The sequence below is a fragment of the Achromobacter insolitus genome (assembly GCF_002209555.1).
Classification (GTDB): Bacteria; Pseudomonadota; Gammaproteobacteria; order Burkholderiales; family Burkholderiaceae_B; genus Achromobacter; species Achromobacter insolitus.
The window spans coordinates 108,925-135,687 of sequence record NZ_NJIF01000012.1 but is presented as its reverse complement, the minus strand read 5'-3'; the positions used below and the strand labels follow the sequence as shown (position 1 = coordinate 135,687).

Annotated in this window: 23 protein-coding genes; 10 read left to right on the top strand and 13 right to left on the bottom strand. The window is 66.4% G+C overall.

What is annotated here, in order from left to right; translation table 11 throughout:
- Position 1: 1 nt before the first annotated feature.
- The 3 genes from CEY08_RS26845 to CEY08_RS26835 all read right to left on the bottom strand — a co-directional run bounded on the left by CEY08_RS26845 (position 2) and on the right by CEY08_RS26835 (position 3,024).
- Positions 2 to 970 carry a Bug family tripartite tricarboxylate transporter substrate binding protein gene (locus CEY08_RS26845; RefSeq protein ID WP_076812560.1) on the bottom strand — a complete coding sequence of 323 codons (969 nt, stop codon included), beginning with the start codon at positions 968 to 970 and terminating at the stop codon, positions 2 to 4.
- A 147-nt stretch (positions 971 to 1,117) separates the two neighbouring features.
- On the bottom strand, positions 1,118 to 2,137 hold the full coding sequence (locus CEY08_RS26840) for an AraC family transcriptional regulator (protein ID WP_076812557.1): 1,020 nt from the start codon (positions 2,135 to 2,137) through the stop codon (positions 1,118 to 1,120).
- Positions 2,134 to 3,024 (bottom strand): LysR substrate-binding domain-containing protein, encoded by an 891-nt coding sequence (locus CEY08_RS26835; protein WP_076812554.1) that lies wholly within the window; start codon positions 3,022 to 3,024, stop codon positions 2,134 to 2,136. Before CEY08_RS26835 ends, CEY08_RS26840 begins: the two co-directional genes overlap by 4 nt.
- Positions 3,025 to 3,152: 128 nt before the next feature.
- Between CEY08_RS26835 and CEY08_RS26830 the strand changes: the two genes are divergently transcribed.
- Positions 3,153 to 3,827: a flavodoxin family protein gene (locus CEY08_RS26830; protein ID WP_042793024.1), complete on the top strand. Its 675-nt coding sequence runs from the start codon at positions 3,153 to 3,155 to the stop codon at positions 3,825 to 3,827.
- Here the strand turns inward: CEY08_RS26830 and CEY08_RS26825 are convergent.
- The 6 genes from CEY08_RS26825 to hmpA form a co-directional block, all read right to left on the bottom strand.
- On the bottom strand, positions 3,743 to 4,579 hold the full coding sequence (locus CEY08_RS26825) for a helix-turn-helix transcriptional regulator (protein WP_076812551.1): 837 nt from the start codon (positions 4,577 to 4,579) through the stop codon (positions 3,743 to 3,745). The two genes, CEY08_RS26830 and CEY08_RS26825, sit on opposite strands and share 85 nt — an antisense overlap.
- A 21-nt stretch (positions 4,580 to 4,600) precedes the next feature.
- Positions 4,601 to 5,560: a proline dehydrogenase family protein gene (locus CEY08_RS26820; protein ID WP_076812548.1), complete on the bottom strand. Its 960-nt coding sequence runs from the start codon at positions 5,558 to 5,560 to the stop codon at positions 4,601 to 4,603.
- Between the two features lie 118 nt (positions 5,561 to 5,678).
- Positions 5,679 to 6,581 carry a DMT family transporter gene (locus CEY08_RS26815; RefSeq protein ID WP_063640431.1) on the bottom strand — a complete coding sequence of 301 codons (903 nt, stop codon included), beginning with the start codon at positions 6,579 to 6,581 and terminating at the stop codon, positions 5,679 to 5,681.
- A gap of 151 nt (positions 6,582 to 6,732) precedes the next feature.
- Positions 6,733 to 7,983: a D-amino acid dehydrogenase gene (locus tag CEY08_RS26810; RefSeq protein ID WP_063640432.1), complete on the bottom strand. Its 1,251-nt coding sequence runs from the start codon at positions 7,981 to 7,983 to the stop codon at positions 6,733 to 6,735.
- Between the two features lie 105 nt (positions 7,984 to 8,088).
- Positions 8,089 to 8,526 (bottom strand): Rrf2 family transcriptional regulator, encoded by a 438-nt coding sequence (locus tag CEY08_RS26805; protein ID WP_042793019.1) that lies wholly within the window; start codon positions 8,524 to 8,526, stop codon positions 8,089 to 8,091.
- 58 nt (positions 8,527 to 8,584) lie between these two features.
- Positions 8,585 to 9,802: an NO-inducible flavohemoprotein gene (gene hmpA, locus CEY08_RS26800; protein ID WP_076812545.1), complete on the bottom strand. Its 1,218-nt coding sequence runs from the start codon at positions 9,800 to 9,802 to the stop codon at positions 8,585 to 8,587.
- A gap of 149 nt (positions 9,803 to 9,951) precedes the next feature.
- On the opposite strand from hmpA, the gene CEY08_RS26795 reads away from it, so the two are divergent.
- Complete coding sequence (locus CEY08_RS26795; protein WP_042793017.1) at positions 9,952 to 10,413, top strand: GatB/YqeY domain-containing protein; 462 nt, start codon at positions 9,952 to 9,954, stop codon at positions 10,411 to 10,413.
- Positions 10,414 to 10,428: 15 nt separating this feature from the next.
- On the opposite strand, the gene dinB is transcribed toward CEY08_RS26795, so the two are convergent.
- A complete protein-coding gene (gene dinB / locus CEY08_RS26790) occupies positions 10,429 to 11,508 on the bottom strand; it encodes a DNA polymerase IV (RefSeq protein ID WP_063640434.1) in 1,080 nt (359 codons plus the stop codon).
- A gap of 128 nt (positions 11,509 to 11,636) precedes the next feature.
- On the opposite strand from dinB, the gene CEY08_RS26785 reads away from it, so the two are divergent.
- On the top strand, positions 11,637 to 12,059 hold the full coding sequence (locus CEY08_RS26785) for a PaaI family thioesterase (protein ID WP_076812540.1): 423 nt from the start codon (positions 11,637 to 11,639) through the stop codon (positions 12,057 to 12,059).
- 34 nt (positions 12,060 to 12,093) lie between these two features.
- Here CEY08_RS26785 and CEY08_RS26780 read toward each other — a convergent pair whose 3' ends face one another.
- Positions 12,094 to 12,546 (bottom strand): BPTD_2524 family lipoprotein, encoded by a 453-nt coding sequence (locus CEY08_RS26780; RefSeq protein WP_063640435.1) that lies wholly within the window; start codon positions 12,544 to 12,546, stop codon positions 12,094 to 12,096.
- Positions 12,547 to 12,613: 67 nt separating this feature from the next.
- Complete coding sequence (locus tag CEY08_RS26775; RefSeq protein WP_042793015.1) at positions 12,614 to 13,429, bottom strand: IclR family transcriptional regulator; 816 nt, start codon at positions 13,427 to 13,429, stop codon at positions 12,614 to 12,616.
- Positions 13,430 to 13,580: 151 nt separating this feature from the next.
- Between CEY08_RS26775 and CEY08_RS26770 the strand changes: the two genes are divergently transcribed.
- The 3 genes from CEY08_RS26770 (at position 13,581) to CEY08_RS26760 (ending at position 18,690) form a co-directional block, all read left to right on the top strand.
- On the top strand, positions 13,581 to 15,653 hold the full coding sequence (locus CEY08_RS26770) for a metallophosphoesterase (protein ID WP_076812537.1): 2,073 nt from the start codon (positions 13,581 to 13,583) through the stop codon (positions 15,651 to 15,653).
- 27 nt (positions 15,654 to 15,680) lie between these two features.
- Positions 15,681 to 16,649 (top strand): Bug family tripartite tricarboxylate transporter substrate binding protein, encoded by a 969-nt coding sequence (locus tag CEY08_RS26765; RefSeq protein ID WP_088607842.1) that lies wholly within the window; start codon positions 15,681 to 15,683, stop codon positions 16,647 to 16,649.
- A gap of 124 nt (positions 16,650 to 16,773) precedes the next feature.
- Positions 16,774 to 18,690, top strand: coding sequence for a S9 family peptidase (locus CEY08_RS26760; protein ID WP_076812534.1), 1,917 nt, complete (start codon positions 16,774 to 16,776; stop codon positions 18,688 to 18,690).
- On the opposite strand, the gene CEY08_RS26755 is transcribed toward CEY08_RS26760, so the two are convergent.
- Positions 18,680 to 19,891: a GGDEF domain-containing protein gene (locus tag CEY08_RS26755; RefSeq protein ID WP_063640439.1), complete on the bottom strand. Its 1,212-nt coding sequence runs from the start codon at positions 19,889 to 19,891 to the stop codon at positions 18,680 to 18,682. The two genes, CEY08_RS26760 and CEY08_RS26755, sit on opposite strands and share 11 nt — an antisense overlap.
- A gap of 551 nt (positions 19,892 to 20,442) precedes the next feature.
- Here CEY08_RS26755 and pgaA point away from each other — a divergent pair.
- From pgaA to pgaD, 4 genes are read left to right on the top strand one after another with little or no spacing between them, the layout of a single operon-like run.
- Positions 20,443 to 22,914, top strand: coding sequence for a poly-beta-1,6 N-acetyl-D-glucosamine export porin PgaA (gene pgaA / locus CEY08_RS26750; protein ID WP_076812530.1), 2,472 nt, complete (start codon positions 20,443 to 20,445; stop codon positions 22,912 to 22,914).
- Positions 22,915 to 22,935: 21 nt separating this feature from the next.
- Positions 22,936 to 24,969 carry a poly-beta-1,6-N-acetyl-D-glucosamine N-deacetylase PgaB gene (gene pgaB / locus CEY08_RS26745; RefSeq protein WP_063640441.1) on the top strand — a complete coding sequence of 678 codons (2,034 nt, stop codon included), beginning with the start codon at positions 22,936 to 22,938 and terminating at the stop codon, positions 24,967 to 24,969.
- On the top strand, positions 24,966 to 26,306 hold the full coding sequence (pgaC, locus tag CEY08_RS26740) for a poly-beta-1,6-N-acetyl-D-glucosamine synthase (RefSeq protein WP_063640442.1): 1,341 nt from the start codon (positions 24,966 to 24,968) through the stop codon (positions 26,304 to 26,306). Before pgaB ends, pgaC begins: the two co-directional genes overlap by 4 nt.
- Positions 26,303 to 26,749, top strand: a complete 447-nt coding sequence (pgaD, locus tag CEY08_RS26735) for a poly-beta-1,6-N-acetyl-D-glucosamine biosynthesis protein PgaD (protein WP_063959523.1) — start codon at positions 26,303 to 26,305, stop codon at positions 26,747 to 26,749. Before pgaC ends, pgaD begins: the two co-directional genes overlap by 4 nt.
- The last annotated feature ends 14 nt before the right edge of the window (positions 26,750 to 26,763 follow it).

Below are 26,763 nucleotides of genomic sequence, written 5' to 3'. Positions count from 1 at the left end.
GTCAGTTGGCCCGGATGTCGAACTTTTTGACGATGGCGGCGTTGCGCTGGGAGGTCTGCCTGTTCTCAGCCAACAGTCCGGAGGTATCGGTGTTCACGTCGGGTTCCAGCCCTACGTCGGACAGCTTTTGCTGCACTGCCGGGACCGCAGCCGCCTTGCTGATGACAGCCTGTAGACTGGCCAGGACATCGGGCGGCAACTTGCTCGAACCGTAGAAGCACACCTGTCCCTGGAACTGGATCTCCGGATAGCCGAGTTCCGTCATCGTCGGCACATCGGGCAGTTGCCTGTAGCGGCTTTTCCCGGCTACCGCATAGGGGCGCAGCCTGCCGCTCTTGATCAAGGGCAAGGAAGTCACCATGCCGTCGAACATGATGTCGACCTGGCGCCCGATGACGTCCTGCAGCGCCTGCGGCGACCCTGTGTAGGCCACGTGCTGCATGTCCAGCCCGGCCTGGCTGCTGAAGATCAGGCCTGAATACTGCGACACCGTGCCTGTGCCGTAGCTGGCGAAAGACGTCTTGCCTTTGCGTGCCTTCAAATGCGCGACCAGACCCTGGAAGTCCTGGGCCGGATAGTCCGCGGCGCTCACCAGCGCATAGCTCGTGTAGGCCACGCGGGCGATGGTCACGATGTCCTTGAGAGGGTCGTAAGGCACTTTCATCACTTGCGGCGCTTCGACCAACATATTGCTCGGGCCCAACGCAATCGTGTTGCCGTCGGGGTCGGCCTTCAACATGGCGCTCAGCCCGATCGATCCCGTCGCGCCGGGCCGGTTCTCGATAATGACCGGACGCCCGGTATCCGCCGACATCTGCTGTCCGATCACCCGGGCGGCGGTATCCACGGTGCCGCCTGCGGGCCCCGGAACGATGACGCGCAAAGGCTTGTCGCTCGACGCCCAAACACTGAATGCCAGCGACCATCCGGCCAGCGCCAACGCCGTGCGCGCGAATTGCTGCAGTTTCATCTTTGTCTCCTTGCTCATTGTCGGACTGCTGCGCCCGCTTGGGTTGCTGGCTTGGCGCAATGTCTGATCTGTGGGCACAAGTATCCGCCGCCCCTGGCATTGATACTTGCCTTTTTGGGACATAAGCTTGCTAATTTGGGACTGTATTCAGGCTCCTGATTCGGCGGCCTGCTTGCTCCACTGAGAGGCGCTGCATCCGAACCGGACCAGGAACCAGTGGCTGAAGCTGCTTGGCCGGGAAAAACCGAGCAGCTCCGCCACTTCGCCCAGAGGCAGGTCGCTTTCGCGCAAATGGTGCTTGACCAGATCCGAGCGCACCTCGTCCAGCACACGGCTGAAACTCAGTCCTTCCGCTTCAAGGCGGCGGTGCAGCGTGCGGCGGTCGATGTGCAAAAAGCGCGCCACCTCCGGCGCGGAACAGGCGCCGCCGGGCAACAATGCCAGGATGATCCGGCGGCAGGTTTCCTGCGCGCTTTCTCCCTGGCGGGTCATGGCCGCTTCGAGATACTTCCTGGCCAGGCCTGCGGCCACCTGGTCGCCCTGCTCCTGCGGCCTGGCCAGATCGGCGGCCGCGCAGACCAGACCGTTGAATTCCTGGTTGAATTTGACGCCGCGCCTGAAGAAGGCGCGATGCGCAGCGACGTCCTTGGGCGGGCGGTGCGTGAAGCAAACGTCCAGGGGCTGCCACTGCTGCCCGATCAGCTCGCGCAACAGGCAGAACATGGTGCCTACCGCCAGCTCCACCGATTGCCGCATCTGCAGGCCGGGCGTGGGCAGCAGGTCTTCGCGGATGATCACCACGCCGCCCGCGTCCTCGACGCGGATGATGAGCGAGGCGTTCACCAGTTTCAGGTAGCGGCACAGCGTATCGAGCGCCTGCCTGGGCGTGGGCTCTTCCCGCAATACCAGACTGATGGGGCCTAGCGCGGACAATTTGCGCCGCGCCGCCAGGCGTAGCGCGAAGTCTTCGATGCGCGTGGCGCGGGCCGTGATTTCCAGCAACTCGCGCGCTGCGTCGCGCGGGATCAACATCTCCGGATCTTCCAGGAACTTCGCTTCCAGCCCGACGCTGCGCATGAAGGCATAGGGATCCCGGCCCAGCGATTCGACCAGTTCGACGTAGCCGTTCAAGCTGCCGCTGCGCATCAGTTGGGAGATCTGCCTCATGCCTGGCCCTCGAATTCCTTGCGCAGCCAGTCAAGAAAAGCCCTGACCGGCGGATGCCGTTCGCGGCCCGGCGCGCACAACGCCGTATAAGCCGCTCCGGCCACCCTCACCTCGGGCCGGTACGCCACCAGGGTCCCCGCGGCCACGCTGTCCGACACCATGACGGAGCTTGCCAACACCAACCCCTGGCCGGCGATCGCGGCCTGCAAGGCATAGTGCTCTTCGGTATAGGCGTGCAGCGCCGCCGGTTGCCGCCAGGCCGGCAGGCCGGCCGCCTCGCACCAGTCCAGCCAACCCTGATCGTACAACTGCGAATCGCGCCAGCGCACCGTCACCAGCGACGGCGCGCGCTTTGCCGGCCGGGCAGCCAACGCCGGCGAACCATACACGCCGAACCATTCCTGCAGCGAGCAGGCGGCGTGCAGCCCCGGCCAGTGGTCGCGGCTGTAGCGGATGGCCAGGTCCACGCTGGCTTCGCGCAGCAGGTCGATGGGTTCGGGGTTGGTGTTCAGGTTTAGCTGGTACTGCGGAAACGCCGCGTAAAAGCGACCCAGGCGCGGCACCAGCCACAGAGCCGCGAACGAATGGGTGGTGGATACGGTCAAGGCGCCCGAGGCCGGCGCGGCGCGCAAGGCATCCAGGGTTTGCGCCACATCGAGCAAGGCGTCATGCACGCCGGCAAACAGGCGCGCGCCCTTATCGGTCAGGCGCACGCCGCGCGGCACACGCTCAAACAGCGCAAACCCCACATGCCGCTCCAGCGCCTTGACCTGATGGGACACTGCCGTGGGCGTTACCGCCAGCTCGGCCGCGGCCAGCTTGAAGCTGCCAAGCCTGGCCGCCGCCTCAAATGTGCGCAGCGCGGTAACAGGTAGCGTGGCGAACATTGAATTCCCGCCCGAGTGATGAAATTAATTCATCTTACTGAAGGATTCATCGTTTGTCGCCAATGACGGGAAGTCGCTAAATTTTCTGGCAAGCATGGAACCATCCATGTTCAGAATAGGGATCAAACATGAATTCAGATCATCCAATCAAGCGCCTGCTGATCCTGGTCGGCAGCCCTAGGCGCGACGGCAACAGCGCAGCCTTGGGCGCGGCCGCGCTGCGCGGCGCCGAGGCGGCGGGCACTGCCGCCACGCTGCTGTTCCTGGACGACTACATCCAGTCCTTCCTCCCGGATCTGCGCCACGCATCCGCGCCGCCCGACCGCTATTCCGAGCTGTTCCTGGAACACTTCCTTCCCGCGGACGGCGTGCTCATCTGCACGCCGATCTACTGGTACGGCATGTCGGCGCAGACCAAGGCGTTTTTTGACCGCTCGTTCAGCCACTATGCCGGCCAAGGCCCGGAGCCGGAACGCGTCAAAGAGCGCATGACCGGCAAACGGCTGGGCTTGGCGGTGGCGTCCGAGGAAACCTATCCTGGCGCGGCGCTGGGCATCGTGCACCAGATCCAGGAATACGCCCGCTATACGCACTCGGATTTCATCGGCTATGTGCACGGCGCCGGCAACCTGCGCGGCGAAATCGCGGCGGACCCACGCCAGCCCTTGCAAGCCGCGGCGGACCTGGGCGCCGCGTTCTTTACCCAGAAATATTCGGACTACCGGGTGGAAACGCCGCGCGCCCGCAACGTCTGGGAGTCCGGCACCCCTGCCCTGCGCAGCACGCCCGGCGTGCTGCCGTAAACCTGCTTGAATACGCGGGTCAGATGAGCTTGATCGGCAAAGCCCACGGCGTGCGCGGCGTCCGCCAGCGCCAGGCCGTCGCGCAGCAGCACGCGGGCGCGCGCCACCCGCCAGTTGCGCAGCCAGGCCAGCGGTGGCAGGCCGTAGCGCCGGGCGAATTGCTTGACCAGGGTCGTGCGGTGGCGGTCCTGCGCCCGGGCCAGAGCCTCGAGGTCCGGCGCGCAAGCCGGGTCCAATGCCATGCGTTCACGCAGCATCGCGCAGACATCGGGCGCGTCGTCTGTCGGAGCCGGCCGGGCCTGCGCATGCGCCGCCAGCAGCCCGAACAAGGCGCTGGAAATGCGTGCACGGCGTTCGGCGTCGGAAATGGCGTCGGGCGTAAGCGCCTCCAGCCAGGACCGGCATAGCGCCGGGTTGCGGATGACCGGACCGGCCAGCGAGGCGCCGCCGGCAAACAGGGCAAGCTCGTGGTCCTTGAACCAGGCGGGATCGATATAGGCCATGCGATAGGCCAGCGGCGCGTCCGAGGTGCCGCCAGTGTGGACCTGCCCCGGCGCGATCACCACCAGATCGCCCTCGCCGGCAGTTTCCGGTTCGCCATGCACGGTGAAAGCGCAGTGGCCCTGCGCGATGGCGCCGATGGACCAGGCATCGTGGAAATGCGGCGCATAGCGATAGGCGCGCAAGTCGGCGATCAGCACGTCGCCAGGCAGGCCGGCGCCGCAATGCCAGATGTGTTGGGAAACCGCCATGGTTGGATTTGGGTGGGGCGCCTAGCCGAAGTAGCTCTGGTCCGAAGTCAGCGTGCGGGCCAGCAGCCATGCGTTGCGGGGATTCTCGCCCACGCGGCGCACGGCATAGGGCCACCAGTCGCCGCCGAAGGGCAGATAAACCCTGACGTTATAGCCCAAACGGCGCAGCGCAAGCTGCCAGTCCGGGCGCACGCCGTAAAGCATTTCAAATTCAAAGGCTTGCGGCGGCCAGCCTCGTTCCCGCGCCATTTCCATGATGACGCCCGCCAGGCGGTCGTCATGGGTGCCGAAGACGGGTTGGAACCCGGATTGCAGCGCCTCGCGCGACAACATGATAGAGGCGGCGTCCAGATAAGCCTGGTCGATGCGCGCGCGGCCGTGGTGGTCCAGCGCGCGTTCGGGAAACGCGCCTTTTACCAGCCGCAGCGAGGTGCGTTGGCGGATCGCCCAGGCCAGGTCTTCCGGCGTGCGGCGCCGCTGCGCCTGCAGGGTCAGGCCAGCCGGCACGCCTGCTTGCAGCAATTCGCGGTGCAACGCGCAGGTGCGGTCGCAAATGGATGAATCTTCCATGTCCAGCACCATCCAGTCGCGCCCCAGCCCGACCGGCCGGCGCACCGCCAGCCCGATGCGCCGGGCGTTGGCCTGGCCCAGCGTGTCATCCCGCATGTAGCCGATCGCCGTGGGATCGACCGATACGTGCACGTCCAACCCCGCCAGATCCAGCGCCTGGCAGGCGCCGACCGCCTGCGCCACGTTGTGTTCGATGGCGTCGGGATCATCCACATACTCGCCCAGGTAGAACAAGGACGCCCGAATGCCGTGCGCCTCGCGCAGCCGGACGGCCGTCCGGACCGCCGCGTCCACGTCCGCGCCGCCGACGAAACGGGCCGCCAGCGGCGTGCGGGCGGCCATGGCCCGCATCGCCCGCCCCACGCCGGGGCTGCGCGCCAGCGCAATGGCGGTTCTCTGGAACATGCTCATCGACTCTCTCCCGTCAAAGAGAGCCACTGTGCCGGCGCAGGCTCGCACCTGTCTTGAACGCCAGTGAACTGCCCCCGGCCCGGCACCCGTGCAAAGCGCCTTGCGGCCGGGATGCGTCCTAATCCAGCGCCAGCGCGCGGGCGCGGCCAAAGAGCGGGCGCTGCACCGTCTGCGCCAGCAACACGCCGGCCAGCGTCACCGCGCCGCCCAGCAGGTGATACAGGTGCAGTTGCTCGCGCAGCATGATGAAGGCGGCCAGCGCGGTAAACAGCGGCAGCAAATTGATGAAAATGCTGCAGCGGTTCGGCCCCAGCCGGTGCACGCCTTCGATCCACAGGAAAGACAACAGCACCGACGAGAAAATGCCGGCGTAGAGAATCAGCGGCACGGTGTTCATGTCCAGCGCCGCCTGCGCCGCCGGCACGCGCAGGTACAACGGCAGCATGTAGAGCAATGCGAAGATGGATTGCACCAGGGTGGATTGCCAAGCCGGCAGCGGCACTTTCCAATGACGCAGCAGCACGCCGTACAGCGCATAGGACAAGGCGGCCAGCAGCATCAGGCCATCGCCGACATGAATACCCTGCTGGAATACGCTCAGCATGTCTCCCTGGCCCACCAGGTACAGCAAGCCCAGGAACGACAGCGCGCCGCCGGCTGCCATGCCCAACGTCAGGGGATCGCGCAGGATCACCACGCTCAGCAGCATGCTCAGCAAGGGAATCAAGGCGGTCAGGATGGCCATGTTGGTGGCGGTGGTGGTTTCGGCCGCGCGGTAGGACAGCGCCTGGAACACGGCCGACGACAAGGCGCCGTACAGTGCCAGCTTGGGCCAATGGCGCAGGATGGTCTTGCGGTTGCGCCACGCGGGGCCGGCCGTGAACAAGCCCATCAGGAACACCGCCAGCACCAGCCGGTAGAAAGTGATGGCGGTGGGCGAGATGGCGCTGGCGGCCATCTTGGACACGATGACGTTGCCCGCCCAGAACAGAATGGCGAACAACGGAAACAGATAGGACATGGTGGTTGCGCTCGGAGAATGAGGGGATAGGCTCCGGCCGCGTTCGTCGCCCTGAAGCGGCGTGCGCGGCGGAGTATCAACATCCTATTGAGCGCGATCTGGCCCGTCTGCCGATGGAAAGGCAGCGACTATCGCAAAATGGACATCCCCATTACGGGCGGAACGGCGCCGGATCCAGCGGCAGCTCCAACCCGCCCATCTGCGCCGTCAACAGCGCGGCACTGCCGCAGGCCAGGGTGAAGCCCAGCGCGCCCTGCCCGATGTTGAGCCAGAGGTTGTCGGCCGCGTGGCTGCGCCCGATCAACGGTTTGCTGGTGGGCGTGGCCGGACGCAGGCCCGCCCACGGCACGGCCTGACGCAAGTCCAACGCGGGGAAAGCCTCGTGAACCTGCCGCTTAAGCAGCCCGATGCGCGCGGAATCGATGCCGGCGTCGGCGCTGCCGATATCGACCATGGCCGCGATGCGCAGCACCCCGCCCACCCGGGCGTAGACGATGCGCCGCTCATAATCGGTCACGCTGATGCGCGGCGCCACCGCGTCGTCGTCCTCGGCCAGCGGCACGCTCAGGCTGTAGCCCTTCAGGGGATACAGCGGCACGTCGTGGCCAAGCGGCTTGAGCAGCGCGCGCGTGCCGATGCCGGTCGCCAGCACGATGGCGTCGGCGCCGATGTCCCCGTCGCGCGTGTTCACCGCCACGATGCGGCGGCCTTCGCGCTGCAGGCCCGACACAGGGTTGGACATGGCGCATTGCACGTTGGCCATGCCCTGCAGGCGGTCGAACAGGGACTCGGTGAACTGGCGGCAATCGCCCGCTTCTTCGCTGGGGGTATAGATGGCGCCTGCCAGGCTGCCCCCCATGCCGGCAAGCGCCGGTTCCAGGGCCAGCGTCTGCGCGGCGTCCAGCACCTGCTGCTCGGCGCCATGGGCGGCCTGGTAAGCCACCAGTTCGCGCGCCTTGTCCAGCAAGGCCGTGCTGCGGTAGGCAATGAGCTTGCCGTTCTTCAGATGGCCGAAATCCAGATTTTCCTGCTCCAGCAGGGAATGCATGACGTCCCGGCTGAGATAGGACAGGCTGGACAGCTCGGCGGTGGAGGCCTTGGCCACCGAGGCCCGGCATGCCAGCGCGAACTGCAGGCACCAGCGCCATTGGTGGGGATCCAGCCTGGGCCGGAAACGCAGCGGGGAATCTTCGCGCAGCAACCAGCCCGGCACGCTGGGCAGCACGCCGGGACCGGCCAGCGGCGCCACATAGCTATAACTGAGCTGACCGCCATTGGCGTAGCTGGACACTTCCGCCGGACGCGCCTGGCTGTCCACCAGCACCACGTCATGGCCCTGGCGCGCCAGGAAATAGGCCGACGTGACGCCCACGACGCCCGCGCCGATTACGCAAACCCGCATACTTATATCCAGAAAGACAGGGAATTCACGCTATTCTGGGACGCGTCCCCCCCTGCGGCAAATGCCAAACTCCGCAGGGTCCATAACAAAACATCATGCCCCGTCTCAGGCGGCGCGATGCAGCCTGATGATGGCCGCGGCCGTGGGATCGCGCACCAGGTCGGCCAGGGTATGGCCATTGAGCGCTTCATAGAACGCCTGCAGGGTCTGCGCCAGCACGCCGGACAGCCGGCAGGAGCCGTCCAGCGCACAGGGAGGCTCGCGGCAGTCGATCAACGGCCCCTGCTGTTCCAGTTGCCGGATCAGGTCGCCCAGCCGATAGCTGTCGGCGGATTGCGACAGGCGTAGCCCTCCGCCCTTGCCGCGCGAGGTGCTGACCCAACCCTGCTGCGCCATGAAGTGCACCACTTTCACCAGATGATTGCGCGACACGCTGAAGCGGTCGGCGATCTCCGGAATGGTGACTGCGGCGGGCCGGTCCCGGCATTGCGTCAGGTACATCAGGACGCGCAGGCCAAAGTCGGTAAATCGGGTCAGTTGCATGGCAGGGACGGAAGGTGGGGCTGGCGGCCCGAGAGTTCAGGCCGCCAGGATACACCGCTCAGGCGGGCGCGCCGCCGCTGCCAAAGGCTTCGGCGTGGATGCGGTCGGCGGGCACGCCCAGGCCGGTCAAGGCCTCGCGCTGCGCGCGCATGAAGCCGGCCGGGCCACACAGGTAGTAGTCCGCGCCAGGCACGATGACTTCATCGCGAATGGCATGCAGATCCACCCGGCCGGCGTAGTCGTAGTCGCGGCCCGGCTGGTCGCCATGGCCGACCTCCTCATAGAACACCGCCTTGCGCACATTGGCGCGTCCGGCGGCGATGCTGTTGACGTGGTCGCGCATGGCATGGACCGAGTTATTGCGGCAGCCGTGCACGAAGCGGATCTGCCGGTCGTCGTTCAGGCCCACCAGGTGGTTCAGGATGGAAACCATGGGCGTCAGGCCCACGCCGCCGCTCAGCAGCACAACCGGCGCATTGCCTTCCTCGCGCAGGTAGAAGTCTCCTTGGGGCGGCGCCACGTCCAGCACCCCGCCCTCTTCCAGGCGGTCATGCAGGGCGTTGGACACGCGGCCGGCCGGCGTATCGGCGCTGGCAGCTTCACGCTTGACGGAGATGCGCAGCCGGTCCTGGCCCGGCGCGTCGGACAGGCTGTACTGGCGCGGCTGCATCAGGCCCAGTTCGGGCACGAATACACGCACCGACACGTATTGACCGGGACGGTAGGCCGGCACCTCGCCACCATCGGCGGGCGCCAGGTAGAACGACGTGATCTCGGCGCTTTCGCGCTGCTTGCCCACCACCCGGAACGCGCGCCAGCCGGTCCAGCCGCCCGGTTTGGCAGCCGACTCCGCGTACAGGCGCGCCTCTTCGGCGATCAGCAGGTCTGCCAACTGGCCGTAGGCGGCAGCCCAGGCAGCAATCAGCTCTTCCGTGGCCGCCTCGCCCAGCACTTCGCCGATGGAGGCCAGGAGATGCTTGCCCACGATCTGGTAGTGCTCGGGGCGGATGCCCAGGCTGACGTGCTTGTGCACGATGCGCGTCACCACCGGCATCAGCACCGAGGGATCGTCGATGTGCTCGGCATAGGCCGCGACCGCGCCGGCCAGCGCCTGCTGCTGCTCGCCGCCGGCCTGGTGGCCCTGGTTGAACACATGCTTGAGCTCCGGGTTGTGCTTGAACATGCGGGCATAGAAATGCCGGGTCAGCGCAACGCCATGCGTCTTGAGAACGGGAGCCGTGCCTTTGACCAGGGCGCGGATTTGGGGACTCAACATCTACTGCTCCTTGTGGCGCGATCGGAATCGCCATTAAACATGCATTCATAATACATCTTTAAATCCGCGCTTCAAAACGCGATGGCGCCGATCAGCCCTGCCGCGGTTTAAACTGCTTCTTTGCCGCAACACCACAAAGGTTTTCACCCATGAGCACTGCTACGCTCAAGACCCGTCTCGCCGATTCCGTCAAGGAGGCCATGCGCGCCAAGGCCGCCGAGCGCCTGGCCACGCTGCGCTTCCTGCTGGCGGCCGTCAAGCAGAAGGAAGTCGACGAACGCCGCGAACTGACCGACGCCGAGATCACCGCCATCATCGAAAAACAGGTCAAGCAGCGCCGCGAGTCCATTGCCGCGTTCGAACAGGCCGGCCGCACCGAAACCGCCGAGCAGGAAAAGGCAGAACTGGTCGTGCTGCAGGAGTTCCTGCCGCAGGCCGCAACGCCCGAGGAAGTCTCGGCCGCGATCGACGCCGCGCTGGCGGAAGTCGCTGCGCAAGGCGTTACCGGCGCGCCCGCCATGGGCAAGGTCATGGCTCTGCTCAAGCAGGCCCTGGCCGGCCGCGCCGACATGACCGCGCTGTCCCAGCAAGTGAAGGCTCGCCTGGCCTGATCCCGGCCGGCCCGCTTAGAACGCCCCGCCGAACAGATCGGGCTGGCGCGATAGTTCCTGCGGGTCGGCGAAATTGCTCATCCCGACCCCCGCCAGCCGATACAGCGTCTGTGCCGGCAGATCCACGCGCTCGCACAGCAGCCGGGCCACGGCGGCCAGTTCCTCCGCCGATCCTGGCGGATTCTGGCTGGTCTGGCTGCGGGTCAGGATGCGGAAACGGTCGGTCTTCAGCTTGAGCACCACGGTGCGGCCCAACGCACCCTTCTTCAACGCCTGATCCCACACGCGTTGCGCCATGCGGTCGAGGGCCTCGCCCACGGCTTCCAGCCGGACGTCCTGCGAGAACGTCGTTTCCGAAGACACCTGCTGCAAAGGCTGGTCGGTCTGCACCTCGCGCTCATCGATGCCGCGCGCCAATTCGTACAGCCGCCGGCCGTAGCGGCCGAAATAGTGCTCCAGTTCCTGGGCGCTGTGCGTGGCCAGATCGCCCACGGTATGGATGCCCATCTGCTCCAGGCGCGCCTGCGTCACCTTGCCCACGCCGGGCACCTTGCGCACGGGCAAAGGCTCCAGGAAAGCCAGGACCTTGGCCGGGCGGACGACGAACAGGCCGTCCGGCTTGTTCCAATCGGAGGCGATCTTGGCCAGGAATTTGTTGGGCGCAACGCCGGCAGACGCCGTCAGCCCGGTTTCTTCACGGATCTGGTGACGGATGACCTGGGCCACTTCGGTGGCCGAGGGCAGCCCCAGTTTGTTGACCGTGACGTCGAGGTAGGCCTCGTCCAGCGACAGCGGTTCGATCATGTCGGTGTGGCGGGCGAATATCTGCCGGACCTGGCGCGAGACCTCGCGGTAGCGGTTGAAATCGGGCGGCACGTAGATCGCATGTGGACACAGGCGCTCCGCCCGGGCCGCGGACATAGCGGAATGGATGCCGAACCGCCGCGCCTCGTAAGACGCGGCGCACACGACGGAACGCGGCCCCGTCCAGGCCACGACCACGGGCTTGCCGCGCAGCTCGGGATTGTCGCGCTGTTCAACGGACGCGTAGAACGCGTCCATGTCCACGTGCACGATCTTTCTTGGTTCAGTCATGAAAGCTGTTGTCCCCAACGCCGTGCACGCTACGCGAGCTTGCTGCCATTCATGTTAGGAACCCCCGAGCCAAAACATAATATTATGACCGCCGACAACCGACTTCCCATTCCCGTCCGCAACGGTCCATGACTGCATCCTCAACACCCCAAACCGACTACTTCGGCCTGACCATACCCTTCATGCATTTCATCGGCCTGGTGCCCGAAAGCATCGCGCCGGCTTATGCCCGCACCTCGTTGCCCTGGCGCGAGGACCTGACCAACAGCCGCGGCGACGTGCATGGCGGGACGTTGATGAGCGTGCTGGACTTCACGCTGAGCGCCGCCGCCCGCGGTTCCGCCGACGGCACCGAAGGCATGGCCACCATAGACATGAACACGTCGTTCCTGTCGCCCGGCACGGGCGACCTCGTGATCGAGGCGCGCTGCCTGCGGCGCGGCGCCTCCATCGCTTTCTGCGAAGGCGAGGTCCGGCGCGCCGACGGCGAGCTGGTGGCGCGCGCCACCGCCACGTTCAAGATCATTCGCCGCCGCCCGGGCGGCGACTGAGCGCCAGCGACGGCAGGCCGCCGGCGCCCGCGTATCAATTGGGCAGGTCGCGCGACGGTTTGACCGGCGGGCGCGGATCCAGCGGCATATAGCTGCTGCACGACACCAGACCGTAATAGACGGCATCCTGCATCGCGCGCATCGCGGCCGCATCCCAGGTGCCCTTGCCCCACACCGCGATACGCACGTCGGTGGTCTTGGGGCCGGCCGCCTTCAATTCGACCCGCGTCATCTCGTTGTCGCTATACGGCGCCAGCACCTGCACCACGCCGGACTGCGCGCCTTCGTTCAGCGTGTCCACCACGCGGTAGGCATTGTCCGTGCTGCGCAGGCAGGCATTGGCCTGCCGGATCGCCGTGTCGTAGGCGTCCTTGAAGCTCACCGGCGCCTTGAATTCGCTGTGCGGCGACGTGCCGGACGAAATGCCCATCGAGCAGCCTGCCAGGCCCAGGGCCAACGCCGAAGCCGCGACCAGTTTCCAGTACATGTGTATCTCCAGATCAGTGCCCGCGATTATCCCGCATATCCGCGGCGCGCGATAAGCGCCCCCTCGCTCACATGATCCCGATGCGGTACTCGAGGTTCTTGACCAGGGTCCGCAGGCGCGGCCCCAGGGTCTCGTATACGTGCTTTTCGTCCAGGTTGTCCGCCGGGATCGTCACATTGAAGGCCAGCGGCAGGTCATTGGAGCGATAGCGCATCGGCGTGGCGATGCCGCACAGCTCGGCGCGCCAGTCCTTGCTGACCACGCAGAAACCGTGCTCGTCGATGGCATCGAACGCCGGCTGCAGGGACGCCCCGAAACGTTCCCAGTCCTCGGGAAACTCCTCGGCCAGCCGTCCGCAGATGAGCGTGCGCTCATCGGCCGTCTGCGCATACAGCAACGCGCGCCCGGTAGCCGTGCGCAGCAAGGGGCGGGCCGAACCGATATCCGGACGCGACGCGTTCGATGCCCCGTCGTGCACCGTTTCCACGTAAACCACCTGCAGGCGGTCGCGGATCGCCATGGATACCGGCCCCTTGGCGTACCGCGCGAGTTCGATCATGTCGTGCGCCGCCAGCTGCCGTAGCGTCAGATGCACCAGCAAGGGATAGCCCAGCGTCAGCACCGCCGGCCCCAGCGAATACTTGCCGGTGCGTTCGTCGCGCCGCAGATAGCCCAGCCCTACCAGGGTGAATGTCAGCCTGGACACCGTCGGGCGCGTCAGGCCGAGCATTTCGGCGATCTCCTTGTTTCCCAGCTGCGGCTCGGCCGCGGAAAAACACTTGAGCACGTCCAGTCCGTTGGACAGCGTGGACGCGAATCGCGGGTGCGCTTCGAGGGATGCGCGGGATTCGAGTTCGTAGTTGAGCGGAGTTTTCGAGTGCATGGGTGGGCTAAGGCCTGGAGCAAGGCTCCGTTTCAGTGTCGACTGGCCCCCGGGTTCCGGAGCATTGACAGTATATCGCCTGCCGAAATACAAACATTCCGTTCACTATAAACAGTTGAATTCCATTTATTGAAATTGAAAGGACGGATTGATGACGAATTCCCGCTTTTCCCGCGAGCCGCTCGGCGCCCGCCTGTTCAGCTTCGCCGTCGTGGCCGACACGCACGTCAACGAATCCGAAGACACCTGCGCCTCCCCCTTCGCCACCAATGCCCGCGCCAACGCCCGCGCGCGCCATGTGTTCGCCGACATCGCCAGCCTGGCCCCGGCGCCCGCGTTCACCATCCATCTGGGCGACATCGTCCATCCGGTGCCGAGCATGCCCTCGTTCGAGGAGGCAGCCCGCCGCTTCAAGGCCATCGCCGGCCAGATCGATATGCCGCTGCATCTGGTGCCCGGCAACCACGACGTCGGCGACAAGCGCATCGACTGGATGCCCGCCGACATCGTCTGCGACGACTATCTGGACAAGTACCGCCAGGTTTTCGGGCCGGACTATTACGCGGTGGACCATGGCAGCGTGCGCTTCCTGTTCCTGAATGCCTTGCTGTTCAACTCCGGGCTGCCAGCCGATGAAGCGCAGCGCGCGTGGATCGACGAGCAACTGGCCAGCGCCGCTGGCCGCGTATTCGTGTCGCTGCACTACCCGCCTTACCTGCACGACGCGCAGGAACGCGGTTCGTACGACAACATCGACGAGCCCGGCCGCGGCTGGTTGCTGTCGCGCCTGGCGGATCCTCGCGTAGAGGCCGTTTTTGCCGGCCACGTCCATAACTTCTGGTACGACGTCATCGGCAGCGCGGAGATCTACATGCTCCCGTCCACCGCCTTCCTGCGGCACGACTTCTCCGAGTTCTACCGCGTGCCGCCGGCGGACGAATTCGGACGCGGCGACGTCGAGAAATTCGGCTACTTCATCGTCGATGTCCATGAACAGGGCCATGTGGCCAAGCTCATCCGCACGCATGGCGCCATGCGCGGCGAAGCCGAGCCGGGCCGGGCTGCGGCGCGCGCCCTGCCCACCGTCCATACCAAGACCGCCGCCTGCGATGGCATCGCGGTCGAGATGCGCCATCCCTGGGCCGAGATCGTCGAGATCCCCTGCACCGGCGGGGTGCAGGAATTCGGCCGCAAGCTGGCGCGCAATGACTACCCCCTAATGTCCATGTGGGAAATGGGACTGCGCACCCTCAAGATTCCGGTACAGGACCTGCGCGACGACAAGACGTTGCGCCGCGCCCGCCTCATGTCCGACGTCGGCCACCGCTTCGTGCTGACCTCGCTCGGACTGCCGGACGCCCGGCTGCTGCAACAGGCGCGCGAGCACGGCATCGCGATCTCGGCCATCGAAGTCAATCTGAATGCCCAGGCGCTTGACGAGGCAGGCGCGGCCTTGCAGCGCCTGCGCGAGCACACTTCCGCGCGCCTCATCTATTGCAAGATCCGGACGGGCGCGGACGACGCTCACTTCGACGGCAAGCACTACAGCCATTTCGTCAACACCGGACTGCGAGCTTCCGAGCTGGAGGCCGCGCAAGCCACCTTGCTGCCGCATTTCACGCAGAAGAACCTGGACGGTTTCACCGTGCGCCTGGACTGGGGTTCCGACCTCGTCGCCACGCACCTGCAACTGGCCAGGCAGGCCCGGGACTGGGGCGCCAGCGTGAACGTGGGCGTCAAGCTGGCCGACCGCCTGGCGGCAGCCAATACCGACGACATCGCCATCGCCGCGCTGGTTGCCGAAGCCTTCCTCGCGGCCCGGACCTCGGACGCGGTGAGCTATTCCTTCGACACCTTCATGGACGTGGACCGCGGCTACTTTCCGCGCAATGGCCTCATCGACCGGCGCTACGATCCGCGGCCGGCCGGGCTGGCGCTTGCGGCGCTGAACGCGGTTTTCGCGGACCAGGCCGCGGACACCGGATCGGTCGAACGGATCGACGGCGAAACTGGCGCGCGCCTGTGCCGCTATCAATCCGGTGGGCAGGTATATGAGCTCGCCTACGGATCCGGCCCTGCGCTGAACCGCCACGTCCAGGGCGGCGCGTTCAAACGCGTCATCGACCTGACGGCCCAACGCGTTCTGCAAGAGCGGGACGATTGGACGGACTACGCGCGCCGGCACCTGCCGGACCAGGCGCTGCTGCTCATCCAGCGCAACTGACCCATACCCCAGCACAGGAGCCATCCCATGTTTCGATACGCAGTCAAACTCGCGGGCATGCTGGCCGCGGCCTGCATCCCGCTGTCCGCCCAGGCGGCGCAGGCCTTTCCCGACAAACCGGTGCGCCTGATCGTCGCCTACACGCCGGGCGGCGCCACGGACGTGATCGCCCGCATCCTCGCGGCGCAGCTGACCGCAAGCTGGGGGCAGCAGGTCATCGTCGAGAACCGTTCCGGTGCCAGCGGCATGATAGGCGCGGAGCAGGTCGCGCGCGCCAAGCCCGACGGCTACACCCTGCTGCTGGCCTATACGCCTGAGGTGTCCATCAACAAGCTCGTCTACAAGCAGATGCGCTATGACCCTTTGAAAGACCTGCAGCCCATCGCGCTCGTCGCCGATGCGCCGCTGGTGCTGGTCAGCGGCCCCAAGCTGCCCGTCACCACCTATGCCGATCTGAAGCGTCAGGGCGCGCAGGCCCCGCTGGTCTACGGCTCGCCGGGCACGGGGGGCCAACAGCACTTGGCGGGCGAACTGCTGCGGGCGCGTTCCGGCATGAACCTGACGCACGTGCCGTACCGCGGGACGGCCCTGGCCGTCGCCGATCTGGTGGGCGGCCAGATCGACATTTTCTTCGCCACGGCGCCGGCCATCATCGGCCAGATCGGCGCCGGCAAGCTACACCCGCTGTTCATCGCCGGACCGCGGCGCCAGGATGTGCTGCCCGCGACGCCGACGGCCAAGGAGGTCGGGCTGGACGACTTCGACATCTCCAACTGGTTCGGCCTGTTCGGCCCGGCCGGCATGCCTGCCGCCCTGGTGGACCGCATTTCCCAGGACACGGCCCAGGCGCTGCAATCCACCGACGTCAAGGAAAAGCTGCAAGGCCAGGGCCTGGCCATTTCCTATAAGCCGCCACAGGAATTCAAAGCCTACATCGGCGCCGAAATGGCCAAGTACGGCGCCATCATCAAGGCGACCGGACTGGAGCCGCAGTAGGTTCTGCACGCATGCAGCGCGGGCCGCGGGCGGTTCGACACCGCCCGCGGCCCTATGGCATTATCGACGGACCACCTGGCGGCGGGCGCTGCGCGCTCGCCGCGGCAACCTCGGAGGTCCTCCCTTGTTTTCATTCCTCAAGCGCACCGTCCTGGCCGCCAGCATCATCGGCGTATCGCTGGGCGCCAGCGCCGCGCAACCGCCGCGCGCCTATCCCCTCAAGGATTTCTTCCGCAACCCCGAACGGGGCTTCTTCCGCCTGGCCGACGACGGCCGGACGCTGGGCTTCATGCAGCCCACCAGCGTGGACGGCAACCCCGCGCGCATGAACATCTATGTGCAGCCCTTGCAGGGCAGCACGCCGGTGGGACAGCCCCGGCAGCTGACCAGCGAAACCGCGCGCGACATCAGCAACTTCTTCTGGAAAGGCGCCGACGTGGTGCTCTACCAGAAGGATTTCGGCGGCGACGAAAACTTCCACGTGCTGGCCGTCAACGCCAAGACCGGCAAGATCACCGACCTGACCCCTTATGACGGCGTGCGCGCCGGCATCGAAGACGACCTGGAAGACGATCCCGACCACGTCCTCATCAGCCACAACCAGCGCAACCCCGAGGTCTTCGACGTCTATCGGGTCAATGTGCACACGGGCGCCGCCGTGCTGGTGGCGCAGAACCCGGGCAACATCGTCGGCTGGCAGACCGACCATGCCGGCAAGGTGCGCGCCGCCGTCACCAGCGACGGCCTGAACACCACCCTGCTCTATCGCGACAACGAGTCATCCGAATTCCGTCCGCTCATCACCACGGATTACCGCACCAACGTGAGCCCGGCGTTCTTCACCTTCGACGACAAGAAGTTCTACGCCCTCTCCAACCGCGGTCGCGACAAGCTTTCGCTGGTGGTCATCGACCCCGCCAAGCCCGAAGCCGAAGAAGAAATCTTCACGCCCGAGACGGTCGACCTGGACTCGGCGGGTTACTCGCGCAAGCGCCGCGTGCTGACGGTGGCCGCCTACCAGACCGACAAACCGCAATACAAATTCTTCGACAACCAGACCGAAACGCTCTTCAAGAAGCTGTCGGCCAAGCTGACCGGCTACGACTTCGCCATCCAGGGCTCCAACCGCGACGAAGACAAGTTCATCGTCGCCGCCTACAACGACCGCACGGCCGGCTCGCGCTACATCTACGACGCCGCCGCCGACACGCTGACCAAGCTGGCCGACATCAACCCCGCCATCCCGGAAGCGGACATGTCGCGCGTGCAGCCCATCAGCTACCAGGCCCGTGACGGCCTGACCATCCACGGCTACCTGACCTTGCCCGCCGGCCGGGAAGCCAGAAACCTGCCTTGCATCGTGAACCCGCATGGCGGTCCCTGGGCGCGCGACGGCTGGGGCTACAACCCCGAAGTGCAGTTCCTGGCCAACCGCGGCTTCTGCGTGCTGCAGATGAACTTCCGCGGATCGACCGGCTATGGCCGCGCTTTCTGGGAAGCCAGCTTCGGCCAATGGGGCCTGAAGATGCAGGACGACATCACCGACGGCGTGCAATGGCTGATCGGCCAGGGCATCGCCGACCCGAAGCGCATCGGCATCTATGGCGCCAGCTACGGCGGCTACGCCACGCTGGCGGGCGTGGCGTTCACCCCCGACCTCTACGCCGCCGCGGTCGATTACGTGGGCGTGTCCAACCTGTTCACGTTCATGAAGTCCATTCCGCCGTACTGGAAACCCATGCTGGACAAGATGTACGACATGGTGGGCGATCCCGAACGCGACCGCGAGCGCCTGGCCGCCACCTCGCCGGCGCTGCACGCGGACAAGATCACGACGCCGCTATTCGTGGCCCAGGGCGCCAAGGATCCGCGCGTGAACAAGGACGAAAGCGACCAGATGGTCAAGGCGTTGCGCGCGCGCGGCGTGGAGGTCGAATACATGGTCAAGGACAACGAGGGCCATGGTTTTCACAACGACGAGAACAAGTTCGAGTTCTACGAAGCCATGGAGAAATTCCTGACCGAACACCTCAAGCCCTGACCTGCTCCTCCAGCACGGCCGGACCGCGCTCCTGCGGCCGGCCCGCCGCGCGGCCGATCCAGGCCATCTCCACGCGGTCGCGGCCCTGTTCCTTTGCGCGGTACAGCGCATCGTCGGCACGGGCCAGGATGCCCTCCACGCTGTCTCCCGGCTGATACGAAGCCAGGCCGCCACTGGTGGTCATCCGCAGCTCGCGCCCTTGCGCATGGAAGGGCGTATCGCGCAAGGCGTCGCACACACGCTGGGCCTGCACCAGCGCCCGCGCCGGGTCGCAGTCATACATCAACAGCACGAATTCCTCGCCCCCCAGCCTGCCGAAGCGGTCGCTGGCCCGCACCGCCCGCTGGACCACCTGGGCGAAATGGCGCAAGGCCGCATCGCCGACCGCATGGCCGTAACGGTCGTTGACGGACTTGAAATGGTCGATGTCCAGCACCAGCACGGCCAGCCTGCCGTTCGCGCGCTTGCAGCGTTGCAGTTCACGCGCCAGTTCATCCAGGATGCTGCGGCGCGAATAGGCGCGCGTCAGGCCGTCGAAGGTCAGCGCTGCCTGCATCTGCTCGGACAGGCTGGTCTGGATCAGCAACAGCAGCGCGAGGAACAGTCCGGGCACCGTCACGGTTCCACAAACGATGAAAAACAGGCCCCACGGGGTCGGGTCAAGCATCGAGGAAGGCGCCTGGCCGCCTACGGTATAGACCAATACACGCAAGGCGTGCAGCGCGGCGAGGCTGAAGCTGGCCAGCATCAGGTACAGCATCACGCCGCGCGTCTGGATCCGCTTGCGCTCACGGAAGAACACCAGGCCCGTCGCCACCATGGCCCCGAATGTGTAGGCGGACAAGAGCAGCATGCGTCCGCGCAAGTCATCGACCAGATACTGCATGAGCGCGAACGCCACGATGCAGAGCGCGCCCAGCACGGCCGTACGCCGCGCCAGCGGTCGCAGCCCGAAGAACTTCCGCACCCCGGTGTACACCAGGCCGATCGCGCACACCCAGGCGGTGTTCGATACCATCACGTAGACGCCGGGCGGCAGGAAGTGCGAGGACGCGTAGGCCAGCAGCGACAGCACCGCCAACGCATTGCCCATGATGAACTCCCGGATGCCACCGACGTCGCGGGCACGAAACGGCGCCAGCAAGGGCAACGCCAGAGCCGTGGCCAGGCCCCACATCAGAAAGAAAAGAGAAGTCGTCATGGTGTTTGCCGGCTTGCGCCCCGCGGACGCCCGCCGTCGCTGTTCATTGCTGTTGCACTGGGTTCACGCGCCTGGACCGGTTACATCCCAGCATCCCTGACGCTTTTTGTTACCCGCGCGGCGACAGACAGGCACAACCTGGCGCCCGTCGTCGTCGCACGCCGTTTCGCCCTGAACCTCTACTGCCCGCGCCAAGACGATTGCGCGGCAAGCGACGAAGAATACGCCAAGGCGGGCCTTGCGCCACAGCCCTTTGCACTAATTGACAGTTGACTGACAGTTAACACACTTATAATTCGGCCCATTGACGGTGCCGCAAAGAGCGCCGCAATCGCGCCCTACGGGCGTGGCGCGTACTAGCCATGCACTCCCATCGCGCGAGTGCGAAGGTCCCCGCAGCGGGCGCCGCGCAGTCCTAACCAAAAAGTGTTCCTTCCCGTGCCGCCGGCGCCTTTGTGCTGCGCGTCGCCTCGGCTCGCGCCGAAAAAAGGCATGCCCACGGCCCGCCGGACCAGGAACGCCCCCGAGTCGCAACTGCGGAAGTAATACAGATGCAAAACAGAGGATCGACACCCCCGGGTGCCGTTGGGCCGAGACTGAGCTTGCTGGTGGCCTGCGCCATCCTGGCTCCCGCCATGGCGTTGGCGGGCCCCGGCAACGACTATGACGCCTTGATCGCGCGAGCGCGCGCCGGCGACTACGAACCCGCCCTGGCCATGCTGCGCCAGCAGGGCCAGAATGGCGGCAAGCGCGCCATCTACGACCACATCATCATCGCAGGCTGGGCCGGCAATCCCGCCGAAGCCATCACCGCCTACGAACAGTTGCCGCGCGGCGCGGCGCTGCCCGCCGACATCCAGCTCGCCGTGGCACGCGCCTACCGCGACCTGCAGCGCTGGCCCGAAGCGCTGGCCGCCTTCCAGGCGGGAGCGCAGCGCCATCCCGGGCAATCCGCCTTCCAGGCCGGCGAGATCATGACGCTCGCCGACGCGGGCCGCTATCCTGAAGCGCGCGAGGCGGCCGCGCGCTGGCTCAAGCGCCACCCCCGCGATGTGGATGCACGGCTGGCCTTGAGCTATGTCCATGCCCGCCAAGGCGAACCTTACGAAGCGCTGCATCAGGCCGACCTCGCCCTGGACGCCGCGCCCGGCACGCCTTACGTGTTGCGCGAGTACATCCACGCCTTGCAGCGCGCGCGCATGGCGGACGTGGCGCTGGAACTGGCGCGCCGCCACCAGGACTTGTTCGACGCTGGCCAGATGCGCGGCTTCGAAGCCGACGCGCTGGCCCAGCAGGTGCGGTTGGCGGCCATGCCCACGCGCTCGGAAGCCGAACGATTCGTGCTGGCCGACCAGGCGTTGGCCCGCTATGCCGAACTGATCCCCGCCTGGCAACAACAGGAAGGCGGCCAGGCCGACGCGCTGCGCGCCCGTATCGACCGCCTGCACGCGCTCCACGTCCGGGTGCTCATGGCCGATCTGGTCCGCGAGTATGAAACCTTGCTGGCCGAGGGCGTGAGCGTGCCGCGCTACGCCCTGAACGACGTGGCCTCGGCCTATCTGTATCTGCGCCAACCCGAACGCGCCCGCGACATCTACCGCCAGGTCGCCGCCGACGACGCCCTGCGCGGCGACGACGCCGAACAGCGCCTGGCGACGGAGACCGGCCTGTACTACTCGCTGGCCGAGGGCGAACAGTTCAGCGAGACCGGCGCGGTGACCGACGACGTCGAATCGGGCTATGCCCCCTGGCTCTACTACAAGGGCCAGTCCACGCGCATGCCCAACGATCTGAACCTGGAAAGCCGGCAGACCCTGGCTTCCGCCCACCTGCAGGCCAACGACACCGTCGCCGCTCAGCAGCGCCTCGAGGACATGGTCGCCAACGCGCCCAACAACTCCGGCCTGCGCAGCGACCTGGCGACCGTCTACCGCGCCCGCTCCCTTCCCCGCGCCTCGGAAGTCGAACTGAAGATGGCCGAAACCTTGGCGCCGCGCAGTCTGGGCGTGGAGAACGGCCAGGGCTTCACCGCCCTGGATTTGCAGGAATGGCGCCAGGCGGAAGCACTGTCGCAAGACACCATGGCGCGCTCGCCCGAGAACCTGACCAGCCGCCGCCTGGCCCGTGAGTGGGAAGTCCACAACAAAGCCGAGCTGCGCATCAACGGTTATCGCGGGCTGGCCTCGGACAGCCCGGTCAATGGCAGCGGCGATTTCGGCATCGACGCCGTGCTCTATTCCGCTCCGCTGGACTACAACTGGCGGGTCTTTGGCGGCGGCGGCTATGCCGCCGGCGACTTCGAGGAAGGCCGCGGCAACTACCGCTGGCTGCGCACCGGCGTGGAATGGCGCGGACGCGACCTCACGGTGGAAGGCGAGGTCTCCACTCACGACTACGGCCATGGCGTGAAGCCCGGCGCCCGCCTTTCGGTCGCCTACGACGTGGACGACCATTGGCAGGTTGGCGGCTCGGGCGAAATCATGTCGCGCGAAACCCCGCTGCGGGCCCTGACCAGTGGCATTTCGTCCAACAGCCTGTCGGCTTTCGTGCGTTGGCGCGCCAATGAACGCCGCGAGTGGACGTTGGCGTTGTCGCCCTCGCACTTCAGCGACGGCAACAACCGCTGGGCGTTGGGCCTGGCTGGACGCGAGCGCGTCTACACCGCCCCGCACCTGCTCGCGGATCTGGAGTTCGAGGCCTCGACGCAGCGCAACAGCCACGACAGCAACGTGCCTTACTTCAACCCGCGCTCGGACCTGATGCTGCTGCCCGGCGTGCGCCTGACCCACACGCTGTACCGCCGCTACGAGACCGCGTGGGAACAGATCGGCACCCTGGGCGCGGGCACCTACACCCAGCAGGGCTACGGCACCGGCGGCGTGATCGCGCTGGGCTACGGCCAGCGTTACCGCGCCAACGACGTCCTGGACATGGGCGCCATGATCACCGGCACCAGCCGCCCGTACGACGGCGAGCGCGAACGCGAACTGCGCATCGCGTTCGACCTGACGTACCGCTTCTGAACCCGGCACCGAGTCAACACCATGATGCTTAAAACTCATACCCGCCTGATTCTCGCCGGCCTGTTGCTGCTCGCGATCCTGGCGCTGACTGCTTGCGCCAAGGACATCCCGGTCTATACCCCGCCGGGCGAGCGTCCGCTTGCTGCCGCGGAGCAGCCCTGGGTCCAGGGTCAATTCCTCGCCCTGGCCTACCACGACGTGGAAGACGACGACCCCGACCAGGCGTTCCTGAGCGTGCGCACCGACCGCCTGGCCGAGCAACTGGCCTGGCTGCGCGCCAACGGCTACCAGGCGGTGACCGTGGACCAGATCCTGGCCGCGCGCCAGGGCGGCAAAGCGCTGCCCGATCGCGCCGTCCTGCTGTCCTTCGACGACGGCTACCGCAGCTTCTATACGCGCGTGCTGCCCATCCTGAAAGCCTATCAATGGCCTGCCCTGCTGGCGCCCGTGGGCGTCTGGATGGACACCCCCGCCAACCAGCGCGTGGACTTCGGCGGCAGCCCCGAAGACCGCAAGCGTTTCCTGAACTGGGACGAGATCCGCGAAATCTCGCGGTCGGGGCTGGTGGAAATTGCCGCGCACACCAATGCCTCGCACTACGGCGCGCTGGCCAACCCCCAGGGCAATACCGAGCCTGCCGCTGCCATCCGCGCCTATGACGCGCAGACCCGGCGCTACGAGACCGAAGCGCAGTTCAATGCCCGCATGGGCGGCGACGTCGCCGCCATCACCGAGAAGATCCGCCGCGCCACCGGCAAGAAGCCGCGAGTGTGGGTCTGGCCCTACGGCGCCGAAGGCGGATCCACCCTGCGTATCACTGCCGAGCATGGCTATCAACTCGCCCTGACGCTGGAAGATGGCGCCGGCCGCGTCGGCCGCCTGATGTCCACGCCGCGTCTGCTGCTGGCGAGCGACCCGACGCTCAAGCCCTTCGCCAACAGCGTGGTCGGCATGGAAGCCCAGCCCTTCATGCGTGTCGCGCACGTGGACCTGGACTATGTCTACGACCCGGATCCGGCCCAGACGGACCGCAACCTGGGCGAACTGGTGCAGCGCATCCTGGACATGCAGATCAACACGGTGTTTCTGCAGGCCTACTCGGACCCCGAGGGCGACGGGCTGGTGAAATCGGTCTACTTCCCCAACCGCTGGCTGCCCACCCGGGCCGACCTGTTCAACCGCGCCGCGTGGCAGTTGCACAACCGCGCCAACGTGATGGTCTATGCCTGGATGCCTGTGCTGTCCTTCGACCTGGAACCCGCCCTGCCCCGCGTCACGCGCTGGACCGACGATCAGGCGCAGCCGGCCCCGGACCCCGACCAGTACCGCCGCTTGTCGCCGTTCGACGCCACCGTGCGCGCGCGCATCGGCGATCTGTACGAGGACCTGGCCCGCTACGCGATCTTCGACGGCATCCTGTTCCACGACGACGCGCTGCTGTCCGACTATGAAGACGCCAGTCCAGGCGCGCTGGCTGCCTACCGGGCCGCCGGTTTGCCAGGCAGCATCGCCGAGCTGCGCGCGGATCCCGACACCCTGCAGCGCTGGACGCGCTTCAAGAGCCGCGCGCTGGTGGACTTCACGGCCGAGCTCACGCAACGGGTGCGGGCGGTGCGCGGTCCGCAGATCAAGACGGCCCGCAATATCTTTGCAGAACCCATCCTGAATCCCGGCAGCGAGACCTGGTTCGCCCAGAACCTGGACGACTTCCTCGGCGCTTACGACTGGACCGCGCCCATGGCGATGCCGCTGATGGAGAACGTGCCCGCTGGCAAGGAAAACGCCTGGCTGGACAAGCTGGTCGATACCGTCGCGAAACGCCCCGGCGCGCTGGACAAGACGGTGTTCGAGCTGCAGGCGCGCGACTGGCGCACCGGCCCCGGCCGCCCCGAGGCAACCCCGGTCGACACGGCAGTGCTCGCCGGCTGGATGAAGCGGCTGCAACTGCGTGGCTCGCGCAGCTTCGGCTACTACCCCGACGACTTCTCGCAAGACCAGCCCCGGTTGCAAGGCATCCGGCCCGCCATCTCCGAAGCCTGGTACCCCATCCGATGATAGACCGACTGATTGCCCTGCTGATTCTCTGCGCGGTGCTTGGCGCGCCCTTCGGTTTCACGCTGATGCTGACCGGTGAGGCGCTCCTGGGCTTCGTGTTCTTCTACCCGCTGTTCATGTCCGGCATGTGGATGGCTGGCGGCATTTACTTCTGGTGGCATTGGGAGCGCCACTGGAAATGGGGCAAGGACAGCCAGCCGCCGGCCCTGGCCGGCAATCCGCTGGTGTCCATTCTTGTGCCCTGCTACAACGAAGCCGACAACGGCGAAGAGACGCTGCTGGCCGCGTTGGGCCAGAACTACCCGCACATTGAGGTTATCGCCATCAACGACGGCTCCAGCGACGGCACCGCCGAGATGCTGGACCGCATGGCAGCCGCCCATCCGCGGCTGCGCGTGGTGCACCTGGCGCAGAACCAGGGCAAGGCGATGGCGCTGCGCATGGGCGCCATGGCCGCGCGCAGCGAATACCTGGTCTGCATCGATGGCGACGCCATGCTGGATCCGGACGCGGCCGCCTACCTGGTGGCCCCGCTGATCGACAACCCGCGCGTCGGCGCCGTGACGGGCAACCCACGCATCCGTACCCGCTCCACCTTGATCGGGCGGATCCAGGTCGGCGAGTTCTCTTCGATCATCGGCCTTATCAAGCGCACGCAGCGTGTCTATGGCCAGGTGTTTACCGTGTCCGGGGTGGTCGCCGCGTTCCGGCGCGCGGCGCTGGACCGGGTGGGCTACTGGAGCCTGGACATGATCACCGAAGATATCGACATCAGCTGGAAGCTGCAGCGCGACCACTGGTCCATCTTCTATGAACCCCGCGGGCTGTGCTGGATCCTGATGCCGGAAACCCTGCGCGGGCTATGGAAGCAGCGGCTGCGCTGGGCCCAGGGCGGCGCCGAAGTCTTTCTGAAAAACCTGCGTTCCATCTGGATCTGGCGCCATCGCCGCCTGTGGCCGCTGATGGCGGAGTTCTGCCTGTCCACGGCCTGGGCCTTCGCCTTCGGCGTATCGGTGCTGCTGTGGGCCATCAGCCAGGTGGTCGCGCTGCCCAACAATATGCAGATTGCCAGCCTGATGCCGCCCGCCTTCACCGGCATGATGCTGGCGGTCGTCTGCCTGCTGCAGTTCGTCGTCAGCATCCTGATCGACCGCCGCTACGAGCCCGGCCTGGCCCGTTCGTTGTACTGGGTCATCTGGTATCCGCTGGCCTTCTGGATGGTGAGCCTGTTCACCACCCTGGTCAGCTTTCCCAAAGTCATGCTCCGCAAGCAGGCCCGGCGCGCGCGCTGGACCAGCCCTGACCGGGGCATCAAATCTCCGGACGCAAGCTCATGATCATCACCACGCAACGTTCCCGCGCAGGCTACCTGTTCGACCTGGTCCTGACCGCCATCGGCTGGTTTGCCTTCGTCTATCTCTTTGGCTCCGGGATCCTGGCCATACTGCGCGCCGCCGCGGGCGGTCCCGACGCCTCGCTGTGGCCGGTGTTCCTGCCCACCGTGAACACGCTCTGGGGATACGCCGTGCTGGCGCTGGTCAATGCCGGTGTGTTGGTCGCCTGGGCCATCTACAACCACCGCAAATTCGCCGGCAAGGACCGCCGCAAGCCAATCAAACCGCTGAGCGACCGCCGCCTGGCGGCCAGCTTCGCGATCACGCCGGCCCAGCTGACGCAGCTGAGGTCGGCGCGCACCTGCATCATCCACCATGGCGCTGCCGGGGACATCACCGGCATCGAAACCGGCCAGCCCCACCTGAGCGCCGTGCGGACAGGCTGACACCCGCGCTTGCC

Coding starts and splice junctions, on each gene's coding strand:
- CEY08_RS26845 (WP_076812560.1), bottom strand. CDS start 970: ATGAAACTGCAGCAATTCGCGCGCACGGCGTTGGCGCTGGCCGGATGG.
- CEY08_RS26840 (WP_076812557.1), bottom strand. CDS start 2,137: ATGAGGCAGATCTCCCAACTGATGCGCAGCGGCAGCTTGAACGGCTAC.
- CEY08_RS26835 (WP_076812554.1), bottom strand. CDS start 3,024: ATGTTCGCCACGCTACCTGTTACCGCGCTGCGCACATTTGAGGCGGCG.
- CEY08_RS26830 (WP_042793024.1), top strand. CDS start 3,153: ATGAATTCAGATCATCCAATCAAGCGCCTGCTGATCCTGGTCGGCAGC.
- CEY08_RS26825 (WP_076812551.1), bottom strand. CDS start 4,579: ATGGCGGTTTCCCAACACATCTGGCATTGCGGCGCCGGCCTGCCTGGC.
- CEY08_RS26820 (WP_076812548.1), bottom strand. CDS start 5,560: ATGAGCATGTTCCAGAGAACCGCCATTGCGCTGGCGCGCAGCCCCGGC.
- CEY08_RS26815 (WP_063640431.1), bottom strand. CDS start 6,581: ATGTCCTATCTGTTTCCGTTGTTCGCCATTCTGTTCTGGGCGGGCAAC.
- CEY08_RS26810 (WP_063640432.1), bottom strand. CDS start 7,983: ATGCGGGTTTGCGTAATCGGCGCGGGCGTCGTGGGCGTCACGTCGGCC.
- CEY08_RS26805 (WP_042793019.1), bottom strand. CDS start 8,526: ATGCAACTGACCCGATTTACCGACTTTGGCCTGCGCGTCCTGATGTAC.
- hmpA (WP_076812545.1), bottom strand. CDS start 9,802: ATGTTGAGTCCCCAAATCCGCGCCCTGGTCAAAGGCACGGCTCCCGTT.
- CEY08_RS26795 (WP_042793017.1), top strand. CDS start 9,952: ATGAGCACTGCTACGCTCAAGACCCGTCTCGCCGATTCCGTCAAGGAG.
- dinB (WP_063640434.1), bottom strand. CDS start 11,508: ATGACTGAACCAAGAAAGATCGTGCACGTGGACATGGACGCGTTCTAC.
- CEY08_RS26785 (WP_076812540.1), top strand. CDS start 11,637: ATGACTGCATCCTCAACACCCCAAACCGACTACTTCGGCCTGACCATA.
- CEY08_RS26780 (WP_063640435.1), bottom strand. CDS start 12,546: ATGTACTGGAAACTGGTCGCGGCTTCGGCGTTGGCCCTGGGCCTGGCA.
- CEY08_RS26775 (WP_042793015.1), bottom strand. CDS start 13,429: ATGCACTCGAAAACTCCGCTCAACTACGAACTCGAATCCCGCGCATCC.
- CEY08_RS26770 (WP_076812537.1), top strand. CDS start 13,581: ATGACGAATTCCCGCTTTTCCCGCGAGCCGCTCGGCGCCCGCCTGTTC.
- CEY08_RS26765 (WP_088607842.1), top strand. CDS start 15,681: ATGTTTCGATACGCAGTCAAACTCGCGGGCATGCTGGCCGCGGCCTGC.
- CEY08_RS26755 (WP_063640439.1), bottom strand. CDS start 19,891: ATGACGACTTCTCTTTTCTTTCTGATGTGGGGCCTGGCCACGGCTCTG.
- pgaA (WP_076812530.1), top strand. CDS start 20,443: ATGCAAAACAGAGGATCGACACCCCCGGGTGCCGTTGGGCCGAGACTG.
- pgaB (WP_063640441.1), top strand. CDS start 22,936: ATGATGCTTAAAACTCATACCCGCCTGATTCTCGCCGGCCTGTTGCTG.
- pgaC (WP_063640442.1), top strand. CDS start 24,966: ATGATAGACCGACTGATTGCCCTGCTGATTCTCTGCGCGGTGCTTGGC.
- pgaD (WP_063959523.1), top strand. CDS start 26,303: ATGATCATCACCACGCAACGTTCCCGCGCAGGCTACCTGTTCGACCTG.